The 19,614-nt window shown below is 39.9% G+C and carries 17 protein-coding genes and 3 tRNA genes; 14 read left to right on the forward strand and 6 right to left on the reverse strand.

Annotated elements, in window-relative coordinates:
- Window positions 1-892: 892 nt before the first annotated feature.
- The 4 genes from uvrY to C9J40_RS05375 all read left to right on the forward strand — a co-directional run bounded on the left by uvrY (window position 893) and on the right by C9J40_RS05375 (window position 4,652).
- The gene (uvrY, locus tag C9J40_RS05355; RefSeq protein ID WP_005368391.1) at window positions 893-1,537 is read left to right on the forward strand and encodes a UvrY/SirA/GacA family response regulator transcription factor; all 645 of its coding nucleotides are present in this window, start codon (window positions 893-895) and stop codon (window positions 1,535-1,537) included.
- Complete coding sequence (uvrC, locus tag C9J40_RS05360; protein ID WP_107246030.1) at window positions 1,537-3,387, forward strand: excinuclease ABC subunit UvrC; 1,851 nt, start codon at window positions 1,537-1,539, stop codon at window positions 3,385-3,387. Before uvrY ends, uvrC begins: the two co-directional genes overlap by 1 nt.
- Window positions 3,388-3,496: 109 nt before the next feature.
- Window positions 3,497-4,054, forward strand: a complete 558-nt coding sequence (gene pgsA / locus C9J40_RS05365; RefSeq protein WP_005368388.1) for a CDP-diacylglycerol--glycerol-3-phosphate 3-phosphatidyltransferase — start codon at window positions 3,497-3,499, stop codon at window positions 4,052-4,054.
- Between the two features lie 274 nt (window positions 4,055-4,328).
- Window positions 4,329-4,652 carry a hypothetical protein gene (locus C9J40_RS05375; protein ID WP_146144058.1) on the forward strand — a complete coding sequence of 108 codons (324 nt, stop codon included), beginning with the start codon at window positions 4,329-4,331 and terminating at the stop codon, window positions 4,650-4,652.
- A 78-nt stretch (window positions 4,653-4,730) separates the two neighbouring features.
- On the opposite strand, the gene C9J40_RS05380 is transcribed toward C9J40_RS05375, so the two are convergent.
- Complete coding sequence (locus C9J40_RS05380; protein WP_107206338.1) at window positions 4,731-4,976, reverse strand: hypothetical protein; 246 nt, start codon at window positions 4,974-4,976, stop codon at window positions 4,731-4,733.
- Window positions 4,977-5,072: 96 nt separating this feature from the next.
- The gene (locus C9J40_RS05385) at window positions 5,073-5,828 is read right to left on the reverse strand and encodes a siderophore-interacting protein (protein ID WP_107246032.1); all 756 of its coding nucleotides are present in this window, start codon (window positions 5,826-5,828) and stop codon (window positions 5,073-5,075) included.
- A 177-nt stretch (window positions 5,829-6,005) separates the two neighbouring features.
- Here C9J40_RS05385 and C9J40_RS05390 point away from each other — a divergent pair, with 177 nt between their 5' ends.
- The 4 genes from C9J40_RS05390 (at window position 6,006) to C9J40_RS05405 (ending at window position 8,114) form a co-directional block, all read left to right on the forward strand.
- Window positions 6,006-6,797, forward strand: coding sequence for an SDR family NAD(P)-dependent oxidoreductase (locus C9J40_RS05390; protein ID WP_107246060.1), 792 nt, complete (start codon window positions 6,006-6,008; stop codon window positions 6,795-6,797).
- A 126-nt stretch (window positions 6,798-6,923) separates the two neighbouring features.
- Complete coding sequence (locus C9J40_RS05395) at window positions 6,924-7,394, forward strand: NUDIX pyrophosphatase (protein ID WP_107246034.1); 471 nt, start codon at window positions 6,924-6,926, stop codon at window positions 7,392-7,394.
- Window positions 7,395-7,407: 13 nt separating this feature from the next.
- On the forward strand, window positions 7,408-7,695 hold the full coding sequence (locus tag C9J40_RS05400; RefSeq protein ID WP_107206341.1) for a putative quinol monooxygenase: 288 nt from the start codon (window positions 7,408-7,410) through the stop codon (window positions 7,693-7,695).
- Window positions 7,696-7,709: 14 nt separating this feature from the next.
- On the forward strand, window positions 7,710-8,114 hold the full coding sequence (locus C9J40_RS05405) for an MAPEG family protein (RefSeq protein ID WP_107246036.1): 405 nt from the start codon (window positions 7,710-7,712) through the stop codon (window positions 8,112-8,114).
- An 89-nt stretch (window positions 8,115-8,203) separates the two neighbouring features.
- Here C9J40_RS05405 and cobA read toward each other — a convergent pair whose 3' ends face one another.
- The 4 genes from cobA to nirB all read right to left on the reverse strand — a co-directional run bounded on the left by cobA (window position 8,204) and on the right by nirB (window position 12,899).
- A complete protein-coding gene (cobA, locus tag C9J40_RS05410) occupies window positions 8,204-9,058 on the reverse strand; it encodes a uroporphyrinogen-III C-methyltransferase (protein ID WP_107246038.1) in 855 nt (284 codons plus the stop codon).
- Window positions 9,059-9,097: 39 nt separating this feature from the next.
- A complete protein-coding gene (nirC, locus tag C9J40_RS05415) occupies window positions 9,098-9,913 on the reverse strand; it encodes a nitrite transporter NirC (RefSeq protein ID WP_107246040.1) in 816 nt (271 codons plus the stop codon).
- A gap of 113 nt (window positions 9,914-10,026) precedes the next feature.
- Window positions 10,027-10,353, reverse strand: a complete 327-nt coding sequence (nirD, locus tag C9J40_RS05420; RefSeq protein ID WP_107206345.1) for a nitrite reductase small subunit NirD — start codon at window positions 10,351-10,353, stop codon at window positions 10,027-10,029.
- Window positions 10,350-12,899 (reverse strand): nitrite reductase large subunit NirB, encoded by a 2,550-nt coding sequence (gene nirB, locus C9J40_RS05425; protein ID WP_107246041.1) that lies wholly within the window; start codon window positions 12,897-12,899, stop codon window positions 10,350-10,352. Before nirB ends, nirD begins: the two co-directional genes overlap by 4 nt.
- Before the next feature lie 778 nt (window positions 12,900-13,677).
- Between nirB and C9J40_RS05430 the strand changes: the two genes are divergently transcribed.
- The 6 genes from C9J40_RS05430 to C9J40_RS05455 all read left to right on the forward strand — a co-directional run bounded on the left by C9J40_RS05430 (window position 13,678) and on the right by C9J40_RS05455 (window position 19,596).
- Window positions 13,678-16,587, forward strand: a complete 2,910-nt coding sequence (locus C9J40_RS05430; RefSeq protein WP_107246043.1) for a pyridoxal phosphate-dependent class III aminotransferase — start codon at window positions 13,678-13,680, stop codon at window positions 16,585-16,587.
- Between the two features lie 40 nt (window positions 16,588-16,627).
- On the forward strand, window positions 16,628-17,872 hold the full coding sequence (locus C9J40_RS05435) for a carboxynorspermidine synthase (protein WP_107246044.1): 1,245 nt from the start codon (window positions 16,628-16,630) through the stop codon (window positions 17,870-17,872).
- Window positions 17,873-17,927: 55 nt separating this feature from the next.
- Window positions 17,928-19,064, forward strand: coding sequence for a carboxynorspermidine decarboxylase (gene nspC, locus C9J40_RS05440; protein ID WP_369918772.1), 1,137 nt, complete (start codon window positions 17,928-17,930; stop codon window positions 19,062-19,064).
- 213 nt (window positions 19,065-19,277) lie between these two features.
- Window positions 19,278-19,351 (forward strand) — tRNA-Cys (locus tag C9J40_RS05445).
- 19 nt (window positions 19,352-19,370) lie between these two features.
- A tRNA-Gly gene (locus C9J40_RS05450) sits at window positions 19,371-19,446 on the forward strand.
- 63 nt (window positions 19,447-19,509) lie between these two features.
- Window positions 19,510-19,596 (forward strand) — tRNA-Leu (locus tag C9J40_RS05455).
- Window positions 19,597-19,614 lie beyond the last annotated feature (18 nt).

Raw genomic sequence — 19,614 nt, forward strand, 5'->3', positions numbered from 1 at the left:
CTCTTGATAATTATTCAACGAATATTGAACAACACATATAAAAACTGGATTCGCGTATGCTTTATGGTTAAGTAAATGTCACCGGTTCAGCAGCCATGCCAAAGTTGGTGATAATAAATAGCAAGTTATGCTAAATGTTGTCACTCAACGCGAATAATCCATTATAAAACAAGAGCGGTGTCGGCCTAATTTCTGAGTTCGAGATATCGAAAAAAGAGTAGAACCAAAAGCGGCGCACATAATACTCTATTAAGTAAGCGATGGGAATGCTTTACATCTAGACGTCTAAAGAATGAACGACTTTATTTAAATAAATATTCAAAACTAAAATTTAGTCAGTATTTGCTGTTATTTTATTCAATGTTTCAATACGTTATAGAGTAGGTAAAACGCGATTTTTACAATGTGTTCGTTGTTTGTATAGGTTATGGATCTTGATGTAAAAACTGGAGTCATAGAGATTTAAGAGGTTGATGTACATTCGTTATTGGTGTTTTTTTGCGCTTATTTTTCTATTCGAGTTAAAAAAAATCACATAATCAATTACACTCAATGGAGTGGAGAGAGCAAAAGTCATTTCGAAATTAGCATTAGTTCTAAATTTTATAAATCATAAATGATGTAACAAACTGTTATTTGATTGATAATTATAACTAATTGGAAATATTATATTTTCCGCTTTATTTTTTTTTCCAAATAGGAAATAATCAATGTGCACGCTTTATTTTGAAGCGTGTAATAAAACAACTTATTGTCAAGCTTTAACTTAATACTAAACTTTGCTCTGATACACAGAATCAGCAATTGGCGAAGTGTTAAGTTAAGGTAGAATTATGTAGTAGCTATCCTGCCATTCTGGCTGGGTGCAGAGCCAAATCATTGGAGATACAGCTTGATTAATGTATTCCTTGTAGATGATCACGAACTGGTTCGCACAGGGATTAGACGTCTTCTTGAAGATGTCCGTGGTATTAAAGTGGTAGGAGAAGCCATCAGTGGTGAGGAAGCCGTAAAATGGTGCCGTAGCAATCATGCCGACATTATTCTTATGGATATGAATATGCCTGGTATTGGTGGACTTGAAGCAACCCGTAAGATTTTACGATTCAATCCCGATGTAAAAATTATTGTTTTAACAATTCATACCGAAAACCCATTTCCAACAAAAGTCATGCAAGCCGGTGCTGCGGGCTACTTAACGAAGGGAGCGGGACCTGATGAAATGGTTAATGCGATAAGAATGGTAAATAGTGGCCAGCGTTACATTTCACCTGAAATTGCGCAGCAGATGGCGTTAAGCCAATTTGCTTCAAATTCTGAGAATCCTTTTAAAGAGCTTTCTGAGCGCGAACTTCAGATAATGATGATGATAACGAAAGGACAAAAGGTAACAGATATTTCGGAGCAATTAAATTTGAGTCCGAAAACCGTTAATAGCTATCGCTATCGTTTGTTTAACAAACTGGATATTAGTGGTGATGTTGAATTAACGCATCTTGCCATTCGACATGGAATGCTTGATACAGAGACGTTATAGTGTCAGATGTTCCAAACGAAAAAAGTTTTGATTCTCAAGCTTTTCTGAAAACAGTAACACACCAGCCAGGCGTCTATCGTATGTATGACGCTACTGGTGTGGTTATTTATGTCGGTAAAGCAAAAGATTTAAAAAAACGTCTCTCTAGTTATTTTCGAACTAATGTTGCGGGTGAAAAAACACGTGCTTTAGTTAAAAATATCTGCAATGTGGATGTGACGGTAACCCATACTGAAACTGAAGCACTTATCCTTGAACATAACTATATCAAGCAGTATTTACCTAAATATAATGTATTACTGCGTGATGATAAGTCTTATCCTTATATTCTTCTAAGTGCAAGCAAGCATCCACGCTTGTCGATTCACCGCGGTGTTAAGCGTCGCAAAGGTGAATACTTTGGCCCATATCCTGATGCAGGTGCAGTACGCGAAAGCTTGCATCTTATGCAAAAAATCTTTCCGGTTCGTCAGTGTGAAGACTCAGTATATGCTAATCGAAGTCGTCCATGTTTGATGTATCAAATTGGGCGTTGCTCTGGGCCATGTGTCGAAGGGTTGATCAGCGATGATGACTATCAACAGCAAGTGCAATTGGTACGATTATTTTTACAGGGTAAAGATCGCCAAGTGATTAGCATTATGGTTGAGAAAATGGAGCAAGCAAGCCAAGCGTTAGAGTTTGAGCAAGCGGCACGATATCGCGATCAAATCCAAGCACTAAGGCGTATTCAAGAGCAGCAGTTTGTAAGCCAAGACAATGAAGATGATATTGATGTCATTGGTATTGCGCACAGTAATGGGCTTGCATGTATCCATGGTTTATATATTCGTCAAGGTAAGATCTTAGGTAGTCGCAGTTATTTTCCTAAAGTGCCAATTGATGCAACGTTAACAGAAGTTCTCTCAGGGTTTGTTACTCAATACTATTTCAACCAAGTTGAAGGTCGAGTTATCCCGAGTGTCATTTTATTAAGTGAAACGCTGGGAGAAGAAGGTGAAACTATTGCTAAAGCGTTAACGGAAATGGCTGGGCGTACTATCATTTTTAAATACAATCCACGAGGAACTCGTGCTCAGTATTTAAAATTGGCAAAGACGAATGCAGAAACCGCACTGACAAGCAAAATTAATCACCGTTTAACGATACAAGAGCGTTTCTTTGCTCTGCAACAAGCTTTAAACTTAAAGCCGATTTCACGTATGGAATGTTTTGATATTAGCCATACTATGGGTGAAAAAACGGTTGCCTCATGTGTTGTATTCAATCAGGAAGGGCCATTAAAGCAAGAGTATCGTCGTTATAATATAACGGGTATTACGGGTGGTGATGATTACGCAGCAATGGCACAAGTTTTGGAGCGTCGTTACAGCAAAAATATGGAATTAGATAAAATTCCAGACATAATTTTCATAGATGGCGGTAGAGGTCAGTTATCAACAGCGTATGATGTAGTGAAGCCGTATATTGCTGATTGGCCAAAACGACCTTTGTTTGTCGGTGTGGCAAAAGGTACGACACGTAAGCCTGGTTTAGAAACGCTCATCTTTGTTACAGGCGAAGAGTTTTCTATGCCAAGTGATTCACCAGCGTTGCATTTGATCCAGCATATTCGTGATGAAAGCCATAACCATGCTATTAGTGGTCACCGCGCCCAACGTGCAAAAGTTCGTAAGCGTAGTAGCCTTGAAGATGTAGAAGGTATTGGGCCTAAACGACGTCAAGCGTTGCTCAAATATATGGGTGGTATGCAAGAACTGAAGAAAGCAAGTAAAGAAGAAATTGCTAAAGTACCTGGTATTAGTCCTGCTTTAGCAGAAAAAATAGTCGATGCATTGCAACATAATTAGTTCGCTGCACTTTTTTGGTTTAATTTACTGATAAATTCGCACCTAAGCAGACTTTGGAGTAGGCTAGGGAAGTAGATTGAACTCTGATTTTGAACATAAGAATAATATTATGCGTTTATCAATACCTAACATCTTAAGTTTCGTTCGGCTCATGCTTATCCCATTTTTTGTTATTGCCTTTTATGTGCCGTACGAGTGGTCTGCTTTTGCAACAGCGTTAATTTTTTGGGTTGCGGGTGTCACCGATTGGTTCGATGGCTACCTTGCTCGTAAATTAAATCAAACAACTCGGTTTGGTGCTTTTATTGATCCTGTTGCTGATAAACTCATGGTAGCAACGGCCTTAGTACTCGTGGTTGAGCATTATCATTCAGTATGGGTTACGATCCCTGCTGTCACTATGATTGGTCGTGAGATTATTATTTCAGCATTACGCGAATGGATGGCAGAAATTGGTAAACGTGCAAGTGTTGCCGTTTCTTGGGTAGGGAAAGTGAAGACTGCCTCTCAGATGTTTGCTCTATTATTGTTGTTATGGCATCCGCATGAATACGTTGTATGGTTAGGTTATGTATCTTTGTATGTTGCAATGGTATTAACGTACTGGTCAATGGTGCAATATTTAAAAGCAGCCAAAGGTGATTTGCTTAACGCAGAAAATCACTAGTAAGTCCTATTTTTGAAAAAGGCCTGATTAATCAGGCCTTTTTTATATCTCGAGTATTTGTTAATACACCCTCTCTTAGTTATATTGAGTGAAAATTAAACGATTAAGGATGAGGGATCAGCGCAGTGGAATATGCTCAAGAATACTCAAAGAAAGAAAAAGCGGTTCGGATCTTGGCTGGAGTATTCGTTGGGAGCGTCATTTACTTTCTTCATACAATCTGGCTGATACCTATTATTAACGATGTTTATCTCGTCCACATTGCTTTGAATGGTTGGGGTTTAATCTCGCTGATTATTTTTGGTATTTAGTGATGGTTGGTGTGCCACTATTTGCTTTTACGATGAGTTGGATATTGATACCGCGAGCTATCGCTGGAATTCGTGAAGGGCGCTTTCCACCTAAAGCCGTAAAAGTCTATCGACCAACGAAAGTAAAAACAGGATTTTTGGCTGGGTTAGTATCAGCTATGCACTTATCAATTCCCTTCTTACTTTTATTACTTGCTGCTTGGGGGTATCTACAAGCTCCTCATTTTCCTACTTTTGATAAGCAAGCGTTAGATCCTAACCTGTGTATAAAAGATAATGCTCATTAATGTTCAACATGCAGATTTATCACTCTTTCTTGTTGAAATTATATAATCTGCATGTTGATTTCTTGTCTTAATGGCAAGCTAATCTTCATCGTTACTATTAATAATGGTGACAGGACCATAATAATGATGGTGGTGGTGAGTGGTATAATGGTGGTGATGTGTACCTTTATGTGCAGCTCCTGTTCCACCGTGAATATGATGTCCATGAGAGGGTTCATGGCCGCGATATTCTTCATGATCTTTATTATGTTTATGCTCTACATCATCATCGTAACGGTGTTCCATTTTTTCATGCGTTGAACTTTTAGTTTTTTGAGTAGCCATAAATGCCTCTGTTATCAGTAGATTTCGTTTATTAGTCTAGTTCATAACTTTAAAAACGTCGGTACATTTGCTGCTTATATAAGTGTTAAATATTTTTCATATGCTCATAGCATCTCGGCGTTTAATGTCTTTGTGACCATCTTCTGACACACCGTTTTTCCAATAACTGCTAATGTAAATGAACTCTCTTTCAACGTTTTTTTCATTGCGAAAATATTGTCGTAGTTCACGCATGGTATCGAATTCACAGGCTGACCAAACAGAAACCTTGCCATCTTTCCAAGGTAATGATGTGGCAGTATCTGCTAGCGATTCAGAGGCTGTTATCCAGATCACTTTAATATCTTCAGGCTTAGATAATTCCTGTATATCCTCTTTATCAATAACTTGAATAACGGCGTATCCCTTCGCATCTATTGGCAGCCTTTGTATTTTTGTCGTTAATGATGGTAGCGCGGTCATATCGGCAACCATAAAAAACCAATCTGCATCATGATTGAGGTCTTTAATTTCCCCCGGGCCTAATAGACTAATTTTATCGCCTAATGATGCTTGCTTCGCCCATTTAGCGGCATAGCTGTGATCGCCTTGATCTGTATTATGACGAACAAAATCGACTTCAATACTATTTTCTTCTGGAATATATTTTCTAATCGTATAGGTACGCATCACTGGTCGTTGCCCTTTCGGCACAAGACTAATATCAGTACTGCCATTTTCAGCAAAAAGTAATTTTATATAGTTTCCTGCACTATTCTTAGAAAATGCAGATAAGCACTCTCCTTGTAAAGTGATTCGTTGCATATTGGTTGTGATGGTTTCGCTGTTTATTACTGTTACTTCGTTATTCATGAGCCACCAATTGAGAATGGTTTTTATTTATATTAACAAGGCGCTGTGCAATAAGATATCTTATTTACTATTTATTACGCATATGGTTAACAGTAATTATTTGGACGAATATCTATATTTATTCCCTGTAAGTGACAGATATAATGGATAAAAACGTTGTTCGATATCGGGTGGTTTATGTTTAAAAATAAAACAGTGTTAGTACTAGCAGGCGCACAAGGAATTGGTAAGGCATGTAGTAAGTTATTGGCCTCTCAAGGCGCCAATGTCTATGTTGCTGATTGGAATATTGATGAGGCAACAGCGACGGCTAATGAAATTACCAAAAATAACGGTAAAGCAACGGGGATGTTTTTTAATGCGTTCGATAATGATTCTTACGCGCCGTTGATTGATTCTATTCTTGAAAAAGAAGGAAAGATTGATGTGCTGGTTAACAACTTTGGCGGTGTAGATTTACGTAAAGATCGTGACTTAGCCCATACTGAAGTGGTTGATTGGGAACAGAATATGCTTGCTAATATAAATAGCGTATTTATTCCATCAAAAGCAGTTATTCCAACGATGGTTAAACATGGTGGTGGGAGCATTGTAAACATCTCATCACTGTCTTCTTTAAGTGCTGAAATGTCGAGCATCTCTTACGGCACGGCAAAAAATGCCATTAACCATATGACACGTCAAATCGCGATTCAATACGCGAGTTTTGGTATTCGTTGTAATGCAGTACTACCAGGAATGATCGCGACAGATGCTGTGAAAAATAATTTAAACCAAGAGTTTATTGATAATTTCTTAGCGACGCAGCCAATTAAACGTATGGGGGAGCCTGAAGATATTGCTAATGCGGTGAGTTTCTTAGCAAGTGATCTGGCAGGTTTTATTACAGGTGTTTGTTTGCCGGTTACAGGTGGTATGAATATCGCGCCAGCACGCTATTACTTTGATGCAGATAAAGTGAGCTTCTGAGTTTTACTTATTAGTTCATCACGTTAATTTTCTATACTGATCAAACGGCTCAATGTGCAGCCGTTTTTTTATAACTATTCGTGTATAACTAGAAAAGGGTAGTGATCAACAAATTAAGGAGTGATGATGATCCCGATTGATTCTTCGATTGTAGCGGGCGTTGCGTTATCAGAAATTGATGGCGTGATGAAGATGCTACTCATGAAGCGTGTTAAAGGTGGATATTGGTGTCATGTTGGCGGTTCTATCGAAGGTGATGAAACGGGTTGGCAAGCCATTGTCCGTGAGTTTAAAGAGGAGACCCAAATTGAAGTGGTAGATCTTTATAACGCCCAATATCTGCAACAGTTTTTTGAAGCCAACGTTAATGTGCTGCAAATTATTCCTGTTTTTGTGGTGATGTGCCCTCCAAATCAAGCCGTAACACTTAATCACGAACATACAGATTATCAATGGTGCACACTAGAAGAAGCAAAAGCACTAACGCCATTTCCCAATCAGCACCGTGTTTTTGATCATGTATGGGCCTATTTTGTTGATAAGCCGATTGAATCTCTTTTTAAAGTAGATATTAAGCAGAACATTCCAGATTATTGAGGAAATTGAAAATATGGGAAAAGTGATATTAAAAGGATTTATTGTCGTTCCTGAAGAAGAACTTAATCTTGTTAGCAAAGCACTTGAGAAACACGTCGAATTAACGAAGCAAGAATCTGGTTGTCTAGTGTTTAATGTTTATCAACGTTCACATTCTCCTTGTTATTTTGATGTTTATGAAGAGTTTTCTAGTAATACTGCGTTCGAACATCACCAAAGGCGAGTCAAAGCATCTGAATGGGGGAGAGTCACTTCAAATGTTGAACGCCATTATGAGGTGTGGCAAACCGAGAACGAATAGAAAAGGATAATTCAATGGAGTTTTTGCTTCCCTATAAAATGACAATTTGGGTTATTGGCTCTTTGGGATTGTTGTTACTATTGCAATTAATCGTATTAGATATTGCTATTCTTAGTCAAAAGCATATCCCCGGTTTTACTATTGAAGCTAACCATGAACACTTTTTATTTCGTGCTAATAGAGCATTAGCTAATAGTAATGAAAGCCTTGGGATCTTTATTGTATTCGTTCTGTTTGCATTATTTTCTCAGCCCATTGCTCACTGGATTAATGGCTTCGCTGTGGTTTATTTATTCGGACGAATAGGGCATATGTTGTGTTATTACTTTAATTTAAAAGTATTACGCAGTATCTTTTTCGCGGTGAGTTTACTGGGGCTTATTGGACTATTTGTTACTGCAGTTATGGCTTGGCTGTAAATTGAGTTATTTTGCTTGTAAAAATGATCGTCACAAACGTATTAAAAAAGGCACTAGTAATAAACTTTAGTGCCTTTTATTTGATTGCGTTAGCTTACCTTACGGTTTACTTGATATTGATAAACTTTTGGATAGCTTTGTGTTTCTATCTCTTGTCTTGCTTTAAACCAATTTAAGCGATGAGTGAGGGTCGTAACACTACCTATCACAATAAGCGCTGGGCTTTCAGCCTCTTTGGCTAATATCTCTAAGTGTGCTAAATCACCAGTATGTACTTGTTGTTGTGAACTGGTACCACGTTCAATAATAGCAATAGGTGTTGCCAGCGACATGCCATACGCACTGAGTTTATGGCGAATAACATGGCTCTGGTTTAACCCCATATAAAAGACTAAAGTGTGGTTAGCGCGAGCCAGTGATGACCAGTCAATTTGATCTTTCCCTTCTTTTAAATGGCCGGTGATAAATTGAACGCTTTGTGCATGATCGCGATGGGTTAATGGAATACCAGAATAAGCGGCGCAACCTGATGCGGCCGTAATACCAGGTACCACTTCAAAGGGAATATTAAATGGCAATAAGGCTTCTAGTTCTTCGCCACCTCGACCAAAAATAAACGGGTCACCGCCTTTAAGTCTAACCACTAATTTTCCGCTGAGTGCTTGTGCTACTAGAATTTGGTTTATGTCACCTTGCGGTACACAGTGATTTCCTGCTTCTTTGCCTACAAAAATGCGTGCACAATGTTGAGGGAATAGTTCAACAATGTCGTTAGATACAAGGCGATCATAGACAATGACATCAGCCTGTTGAATACAACGTAATGCTTTTACTGTTAACAAATCAGGATCACCAGGACCTGCACCTACAAGTATTACTTTACCGATAGCAGCAGGTTCTTCTTCTGAGGTTGGCAGTGAAAACACAGTTTCATTCGTTGTCATTCTATTAGCTCCAGGCTGATTTTTATTTTAGGTTGTCAATTAAGCGGCTTGCTGTTGCGGTTCTGTTTTCTGTGCAGAGCCTAAATATGGGCGTTGGTTACGCGGTGTGGCGAACCAGTAGCCTAAGCCCATAAATACAACACCTGAAATTGTATTACCTAGCGTTACCCAGAATAAGTTATGACCAATTCCCGCTAGAGTGAATGCTTCCTTATGTTGACCAAACCATGAAAGAGCAAAGATGGTCATGTTAGCAATAGAGTGCTCATATCCTGATGCGATGAAGGCCAGTAAGCACCACCAAATAGCAATAAATTTAGCTGAGCCTTCAACACGCTGGCACATCCAAATGGCTAAACACACAAGCCAGTTACATAAAATACCTTTAAATAAAAGTACCGATGCTGAAGCGTCTGTTTTTGCAAGAGCGACGTTATTTAATAAGCTATTTGCATCAGGTAATAGTTTTCCGCCACCTGCGTAGAAAAACAGTAACGCGACGCCAACTGAGCCCAGTAAGTTTCCCATCCATGTTTGTGGTAAAACGCGAAGTGTATCAGCGACAGTGATTTGGCCTGTTTTAACACCAAAAGTTAAAAACATAGTGTGTCCGGTAAATAACTCAGAGCCCGCAATAATTACGAGGGTAAGAGCAATACCAAAGGTCGCTCCCATAACAAGTGGGCGAATAGAGGGATCAACCATATTGCCTAAAGTGAAAATCAGAATGATGCCAAGACCAACATAAGCCCCCGCCATGGCTGAGCTTAACCAAAACCCGAATTTTTCCTTATCTGCAAATTCAACGATACGTGCGGCATTGGCTGAACATTTTTTAATTGTGTCTGCGTACATAGTTTTGTCCCTGTATAAAATTAAACTCTTTGGCATAAATAAGTTCGGTACTGGGCTTGTTACTTATGCCAAAAAGTGGGAAGTAGCACTGAGGCTAGTTCCCATTCTTATCGTTACAGTTGGACTAACACATTGCCGTCTTTGACTGTGACTTTGTAGCTTTCAATGTTCATTGCAGAATTTTCTAAGCAACGACCGTCAAGCAGTGAAAAGCGTTGTTTTTTTAATGGGCTAGCGACCCATAATTCATCTTGGTGCTGGCAAATAAGCCCGCGAGATAACACATTGGACTTTGAAAACGGGTCCATATTATTTATCGCAAACAGTTGTTCGCTATGATCGGGACGAAAGATGGCAACTTGCTTGTCTTCAATAAGGGCGCACACGCCAGTACCAGGGATTAAATCGTCTAATTGGCATGCAGTGATCCAAGAACTCATACATTCTCCTCCAATGAAATGGTGTAAGTGTTGGCTTTTTCTTCGTTAGATGCAGGACGATGTTGGTCACGGCTAGGTACAAACACGACATTATCATCACGCTTATCGCTGTTAATAAAGTGACTAAAGCGTTTTAGTTGCTGTTCGTTATCTAACGTATTTGACCATTCACAATGGTAAGAGTTAATCAGCTTTTCAATATCAGCTTCAAGTTGATCGTTAATACCCAGTTTGTCGTTAATGATCACTTCACGAAGGTATTCAACACCACCATCAAGGTTTTCTAACCATGTTGATGTTCGCTGAAGTTTGTCAGCTGTACGTACGTAGAACATGAGGTAGCGGTCAACATATTTGATTAAGGTGTCGTGGTCGAGATCGGCGGCCAGTAAATCACCGTGGCGAGGTTTCATACCACCGTTACCACCAACATACATATTCCAGCCAGCATCTGTTGCAATAAGACCTAAGTCTTTGCCCTGTGCTTCAGCACATTCGCGGGTACAACCTGATACACCAAACTTCATTTTGTGAGGAGTACGAATACCTTTGTAGCGGTTTTCTAGTTCAACACCTAAGCCGACACTGTCTTGTACACCAAAGCGGCACCATGTGCTTCCGACACAGGTTTTGGCCATACGTAGCGCTTTGGCATAGGCTTGGCCTGTTTCAAATCCAGCTTCAATTAAACGTTGCCAAATGGCTGGTAAATCATCTTTTTGTGCACCAAATAAACCGATACGTTGTGCACCTGTGATTTTGGTATATAAATTATAATCATTAGCGACTTGTGCAACGGCGAGTAATCCAGCAGGTGTTACTTCACCACCTGCCATACGAGGGATCACTGAATAAGTGCCATCTTTTTGCATGTTGCCAAGGAAAATGTCGTTGGTATCTTGCAGTGGGGTATTTTGAGGCGTTAGTACATAATCATTCCAACAAGAAGCCAAAATAGAGCCAACGGTTGGCTTACAGGTTTCACAGCCGTAACCTTTACCGTATTTCGATAGAAGTTCATCAAATGACTTGATCTCTTCAATACGGATCAAGTGGAATAACTCTTGGCGAGAATAAGCGAAGTGTTCACATAGGTGATTATTCACTTCAATACCGGCTTTTGCGAGTTCGCTGTTTAGCACTTGCGTGATAAGAGGTAAACAACCGCCACAGCCTGTACCCGCTTTGGTAACGGCTTTGATTTCGCCTAATGTCGTATGTCCTTCAGCAACCGCTGCTGCAATCTTACCTTTAGTCACATCAAAACATGAACACATCACGGCGCTTTCTGGTAGGGATTCCACGCCCATGGCTGGTTTTGCTGCACCCGCATGAGCAGGTAAGATTAAACTGTCAGGGTTTTCTGGTAGCTCAATATTATTTAGCGATAACTGCAAAAGGTTACCGTAATCTGATGTATCACCAACAAGTACGGCTCCTAGAAGATATTTCCCATCTTCAGAAACAATAATGCGCTTATACACTTCTTCTTGTTCGTTTAAATAAACATAGCTTTTACAGTTTTTAGTACGGCCATTAGCATCTCCAATACTGCCAACTTTTACTCCGAGTAGCTTCAATTTGGCGCTCATGTCAGCACCTTCAAATTGCTGCTTTTCTCCTAATAAGTGACCAACCGCGATTTGTGCCATTTTGTAACCTGGCGCCACTAAACCAAAGAACATGTTATTCCAAGAAGCACATTCACCGATGGCGTAAACATCGGCATCTGATGTTTGGCAAACGTTATTAATGGCAATACCACCACGTTGACCTGTTGTTAGTCCACATTGTGTAGCTAATTTATCTTGTGGGCGAATGCCGGTAGAGAACACGATGAAATCAACTTCAAGAGAAGTGCCATCTGCAAATTGCAGGGTATTACGTGCATTTTCACCGGAAGGGATGATCTCTTGGGTATTTTTACCGGTGTGAACATTTACGCCGAGTTGTTCTATTTTGTTTCGTAGTTGTTGACCACCTTGAGGATCAAGTTGCTCAGCCATAAGGACATTAGCAAACTCAATAACATGAGTTTCAACGCCCAGTGCTTTTAGTGCGCCAGCGGCTTCTAAGCCAAGTAGACCGCCACCGATGACAACGCCACTTTTACTGCGTTTAGCGGTTAATTCAATCGCTTTAAGATCTTCGATCGTGCGGTATACAAAACAGTCTTTGTTTTCGCTACCTCTAATGGGTGGAACCCAAGGGTAAGATCCGGTTGCCATGATGAGTTTATCGTAGCGAAGTTCACGACCCGAATTAGAGAGAATAAGCTTTTGTTCACGGTTAATGTTAATGGCGCGTTCGCCGAGCAAAACATTGATTCCATGTTTTTCGTAAAGTCCTTGCTTAACAAGAGAAAGCTCATCAGCTGTATGGTGAGAGAAATAAGAAGATAAATGTACTCTGTCGTATGCGACACGGGGTTCTTCACAAAACACGGTTACTTCGTAGTTTTCGATATTCGATCTATCTATTAATTCTTCGATGTAACGGTGGCCGACCATACCGTTGCCGATAATTGCCAATTTAATTTTGCTCATAAAACCTACTTCACCATACCTTAAATTGGTTGTAGTGTATTAAGACAAAATGTGAAGAAATATGATTTAAATCAAGTAGCATTCTAAATACTACTTTAGTGGTATTTCAGAAAATCAATACGTTAGATTTACGATTTTATAACAAAGCGTCTTCGATTCTATTAGTTTGTATGTTGTTAATTATTTTACCTTATTGAATTATAATGATATTTATATTTATTGGGCTTTTTGTGGGGTAATGTTAAAGGTTGTTTTAGCTCTAGTAACAGTCGAATTATGGCTAAATTTTCGAACATAATTAATTGTAAAAGTTTATATCTTTTTATTTTTCAATATTGTTTTTTATTAATGGGTTGTGGTATTTTTGCCCAGTCTTAGCTTGAGTAAGATAATAACGTAGTTCATCTAGCAATTACGCAGTAGGTATTTATGCTTATCAGCATAAATAGAAGGGAATTTATACGATGTTCAGCTTTGTAATAGCTGACACATATTTAAGGGACCCAACAGTGGATCTATTATCACTTTCATTTCATTTTGGTTTTCATTTACCGAAATACCGTATTATTACGGAGCCTTGATCGTTCCTGATCAAAAATCACACTAAACATAGAGTTGCATATTACTGCAGGTGCTTATTGCTTCTGCATATTTGTATTTTGAGTGTGGTTTCATCTTTAAAAATCTTAACTCGGTATTTATATCGTTATTAATATGGTTTTTGCTTATCTTTTGTTACGTTTTTTGTGCAAAAGCTAAGTGATGACAGGAACGAAATATGTCTACACTTTTTAATTTTGGCGACACTGATCTATCAACAACAGTGCCTGTTGTTAATGGTTTATATGACTTAACGCTTGATGAATTGCTATTAAGCCAAGAGCATTATGAATCGGATGTACGTTCATACCCAAGACGTTTACCTTTAGCAATAGCGAAAGCAGCAGGAGTATTAGTTGAAGATACCCGTGGGCAATTATTTATTGATTGCTTAGCTGGGGCAGGAACACTAGCACTTGGCTATAATCACCCAGAAATTAATAAGTCAATTGTTGACCAATTAGAATCAGGTCTACCATATCAAACTCTCGATATCACAACGGTTGCTAAAGATAAATTCATTAAGCAATTGTTGAACTTCCTCCCCGAATCGTTTGCGAATAATGCTTGTGTACAATTTTGTGGCCCAACAGGGGCTGATGCGGTAGAAGCTGCGATTAAACTTGCCAAACAAACGACAGGTAGAAATACCCTGGCCGCTTTTCATGGTGCTTATCATGGAATGACCAATGGCACGATGGCGATGATGGGAAATTTAAACACTAAATCTCGCCGTCAAGGGTTAATGGCTGATGTACATTTCCTGCCATTCCCCTATTCATTACGTTGTCCGTATGGTTTGTCTGGCGATGAAGGCGCAAAACAAAGCTTACGTTATATCGAACGTATGCTGAGTGACGATGAAAGCGGCATTCAAAAAACTGCTGCCATTATTGTAGAGCCTGTACAAGGTGAGGGTGGGGTTATTCCTGCGCCTGCTTTTTGGCTGCGAGAATTACGTCGAATAACGCAAGAGCATGGCATTCTACTTATCTTTGATGAGATCCAATGCGGTATTGGTAAAACTGGTCACAATTTTGCGTTTGAAGAATCAGGGATCACGCCAGATATTCTTTGTTTATCAAAAGCGGTGGGCGGTGGTTTGCCAATGTCAGTCCTTGTTTTTAATAAAGAGATTGATAGTTGGAATCCTGGAGAGCATACCGGCACATTTCGTGGCAACCAGCTTGCGATGGCAACAGGCGCAAAAACGTTAGAAATTATCGAACGAGATGGTTTAGTTGAGCATGCCCAAAAAGCCGGTATGTATCTGCGTCGCGGTTTAGAAAAAGTGGCAGCACAAACTAGCTGTATTGCTGAAGTGCGCGGTAAAGGCTTAATGTTGGGCATCGAAATTGTCCAATCTGATGGTAGTAAGAATAAGTTTGGTGAGCCGATCGCCGATCCTGAGTTAACCGCTGCAATTCAACGCTCTGCATTAGAGCGCGGTTTGATTATTGAAAAAGGTGGGCGTCAAGGCTCGGTACTACGCTTTTTACCGCCTCTTATCATTAGCTTTGAACAACTTGATTTTGTGATTAATACGGTTAAAGAGGCTATTGAGGTCCATGTTGAACCGATTGAACAAGGATTGGTGTTAGAGTCGGATAATAAAGCTAATTGGAAAGAGTACTTTATTCAAACGGGTAAAGGCGGATCTGAGAGCTTTGAAACGGCACTGAATCAAACGACTCAAGTACTGAAAAAAGTCTTTGAACAAACCAATCAGCCTTATTCGGGGATGGATCCTCAATTATTAAAAACGCTAATTAATGGCATTGATTTAAATCAGCCACAATCCTCACTTGATGCCGTGATTGATCAAACAGGCGATCTTATCGCGAAGCACTCAATTATGGTGCAACATCCACACTGTATAGCGCATTTGCATACCCCGCCACTTATCCCTGCTATTGCAGCAGAAGCTTTTATTGCTGCATTGAATCAGTCAATGGATTCATGGGATCAGGCCAGTGCAGCAACGTTTGTTGAACAGAAAATTGTTGACTGGTTGTGCGATGTTTATCAATTAGGCCAACAAGCAGATGGTGTGTTTACCAGTGGGGGAACACAAAGCAATCTGATGGGATTATTGTTAGCACGTGATTGGGCTGCAGACACGATCTCTGGTCATAATATTCAGCAACAAGGTTTGCCATCATACGCGGATAAACTACGTATATTATGCTCGAAAAAATCCCATTTCACGGTGCAAAAATCAGCGTCGTTGATGGGGCTTGGTGAACAATCTGTAGTCTGTGTTGATACCAATCCTGATGGCACTATTCAATTAGCATCATTGATTACCACGATTGAAGCATTAAAAGCCGATGATCTTATTCCATTTGCCGTCGTTGGCACTGCTGGGACAACAGATCACGGTGCAATTGATGATCTTACCGGATTGGCAGATATTTCCGCTCGTCACAATCTTTGGTTCCATGTTGATGGCGCATACGGTGGCGCACTGATTTTAAGTCGTCATCAAAGTCGATTACATGGCATTGAAAAAGCGGATTCTTTAAGCGTTGATTTTCATAAGCTTTTCTTTCAACCGATTAGCTGTGGTGCAGTGTTAGTGAAAGATAAAGCGCACTTTAAATACCTGCTCCACCATGCTGATTATCTTAACCGTGAAGATGATTTACTGCCAAATTTAGTGGATAAATCAATAGCAACAACTAAGCGTTTTGATGCTTTAAAAGTGTTAATGACTATGCAAAGCGTTGGCGCTGATGCATTAGGTAAAATGTACGACCATCTTATTAATCAAACGCAGCATGTCGCCGATTTAGTTAATCAACAACCGCAATTTGAGTTATTGGCCGATCCTGCTTTATCTACCGTGCTTTTCCGTTTTGTAGGTGAAGGAGCAAACGTAAGTGAGCAGCAGCTTAACCAATTGAATAAACAATTGCGTATAGATGCATTAGTACAAGGACAAGCTGTACTGGGTGAAACTGTTGTTGACGATAAAGTGGCATTGAAGTTCACAATTTTAAACCCGTGTTTAACTATTAACGATTTTAAAACCTTATTGAATAAAGTCTCTCAATTAGGTCAATCGCTATTGTCTTCAACTCAGTAAGACAACCACACAGATAAATGAATTTAAAAGGAAAGAAATAATGGCTATTTTACAAATTGGTGCTGGTGGTGTGGGCTGGGTTGTCGCACATAAAGCGGCGCAGAATAATGATGTATTGGGTGATATTACATTAGCTTCCCGTACAATCAGCAAATGTGAAAAGATCATTAGCTCGATTGATAAGAAAAGTAATCTAAAAGATCCGACAAAGACAATTCAAGCACGTGCCGTCAATGCAGACGATGTTGATGCATTAGTTGCTTTAATTGAAGACGTGAAACCTGATTTGGTTATTAATGCAGGGCCTCCGTGGGTCAATATGTCAATCATGGAAGCGTGCTATCAAGCGAAAGTTTCTTACCTCGATACATCTGTTGCTGTTGATTTATGCTCTGAAGGTCAGCAAGTGCCTCAAGCTTATGATTGGCAATGGGGTTACCGTGAGAAGTTCAAGCAAGCGGGGATCACTGGCATTTTAGGGGCAGGTTTTGATCCGGGTGTTGTTAGTGTGTTTGCAGCCTATGCCGTAAAGCATTTGTTTGATGAAATCGACACCATTGATGTCATGGATGTGAATGCAGGGGATCACGGTAAGAAATTTGCGACTAACTTTGATCCAGAAACCAATATGTTAGAAATTCAAGGTGATTCATTCTATTGGGAAAACGGTGATTGGAAACAAGTGGGTTGCCATAGCCGTATGCTTGAATTTGATTTCCCGTTAGTCGGTAAGCATAAAGTTTATTCTATGGCACATGATGAAGTACGTTCAATGCAGGAATTTATTCCAGCAAAACGTATTGAATTTTGGATGGGCTTTGGTGACAAATACCTCAATTATTTCAATTGTATGCGTGATATTGGCTTATTAAGCCCAGATCCACTCACGCTGCATGATGGTACTGTTGTACAACCACTGCACGTTCTTAAAGCGTTATTACCGGATCCAACATCGCTTGCTCCTGGCTATACAGGAAAAACCTGTATCGGTACTTGGGTACAAGGAAAAAAAGAGGGCACAGAGCGCAGTGTGTTTATCTACAACAACGCTGATCATGAAGTGGCGTATGAAGATGTAGAGCATCAAGCAATTTCATACACAACAGGTGTTCCTGCTATTACTGCCGCATTACAGTTCTTTAATGGTAAGTGGGCTGATAAAGGTGTGTTCAATATGGAGCAGCTCGACCCAGATCCATTTTTAGCAACAATGCCAACCATTGGTTTAGATTGGCATGTTCAAGAATTGCCTGTTGGTCAACCTGATATTCACATCTTGAAATAAGACACAGCTATTTAAGCGAGCTTGTATATAGAAGCAGGCTCGCTTTCTTACTTATATAAAAGAGAAAGCCGTATTGAAAACGCCATATTTCATGATTGATGAGCAGAAGCTGATCAACAATTTAGAACAAGCTAAAAAGTTAAAACAATTATCCGGAGTAAAACTCGTCCTTGCATTAAAATGTTTTTCCACGTGGGGCGTGTTTGATGTCATGAAGCCTTATCTTGATGGTACTACCAGCAGTGGGCCGTTTGAGGTTAGATTAGGTGCTGAAAAGTTTGGTGGTGAAACGCATGCTTATAGTGTGGGATATAGTCAAGAAGACGTAGAAGATGTTCTACAGTACTGTAATAAAATCATTTTCAACTCTGTTTCTCAATTGCAAGCTCATCGCCATTTGGCTGACGGTAAAGCGTCTGTTGGTCTACGTTTAAATCCGGGGATAAGTTGTGCAGGGCAAGATTTAGCTGATCCTGCTCGTCAATATTCGCGTCTAGGGGTGCAAGAAAACCTATTAACAGATGAACTGTTTGATGAACTCGATGGCGCGATGTTTCATATGAACTGTGAAAATAAAAGTGCAGATGCGTTTATTGCGTTATTAGACTCTATATCAGAACGTTTCGGGCGTTATCTTGAAAAACTTGATTGGGTGAGTTTAGGTGGCGGTGTTTTCTTTACTTGGCCGGATTACGAGCTAGAAAAGTTAGCTATTGCATTAAAAGCATTTTCAGAGCGTTTTAATGTTCGGTTATATCTTGAGCCGGGTGAAGCTATTATTACCCAAACGACTGACTTAGTGGTGACTGTGGTTGATATTGTCGAGAACGGTATGAAAACTGCCATTGTAGACAGTGCGACAGAAGCACATCGGCTTGATACCTTAATTTATAATGAACCCGCAACAATCACAGAATCGTCAAAAGAGGGGAGCCATCAATACGTGATTGGTAGCTGTTCTTGTTTAGCAGGCGATCAATTCTGTGTTGCCAGTTTTGAACAGCCATTAACGATTGGACAGAAATTACATATTGCAGACAGCGCAGGTTATACCATGGTGAAGTTAAATTGGTTTAATGGTTTACGTATGCCAAGTATTTATTGCCGTCGCAGTAATGGCAGTATCGAAAAACTTAATGAATTTAGTTATGAGGATTTTGCTGCATCGTTATCGCGATCTGCAATCTTATAAGCAAACTAAATTCAAACAATAAGATTGTCTGGTTTTTGATCATTTATGGGCTGATTTATGGTTCGATGTTATGGAATTTAACCAGTTAAATAAAAAGTCATAATTTTTCGTTGACTGATTCTGTAAAATCAGTAAATTACACCACGTACCGCAGCGAGGTGACTCGTTGAGGGCAAAAAATTCTGGAGAAGATAACTTCTTTAGGAATTTTGCGGCGCGTTGGCAGAGTGGCTATGCAGCGGATTGCAAATCCGTGGACCTCGGTTCGACTCCGGGACGCGCCTCCATTCTCTTATGAGAATCTATGCGACACTAGCTCAGCTGGTAGAGCGCAACCTTGCCAAGGTTGAGGTCACGAGTTCGAACCTCGTGTGTCGCTCCAAATTAAAGATTATGGCGAAAGCGGTAATCACAGATGGTGTCTAACCATCGCAAGAAATTGCGTGCCCTGGTGGTGGAATTGGTAGACACAAGGGATTTAAAATCCCTCGGCGTTCGCGCTGTGCCGGTTCAAGTCCGGCCCGGGGCACCATCTAATTGAGAAGTAAAA

It is taken from the genome of Photobacterium sp. GB-72 (genome assembly GCF_003026095.1).
Taxonomy (GTDB): Bacteria; Pseudomonadota; Gammaproteobacteria; order Enterobacterales; family Vibrionaceae; genus Photobacterium.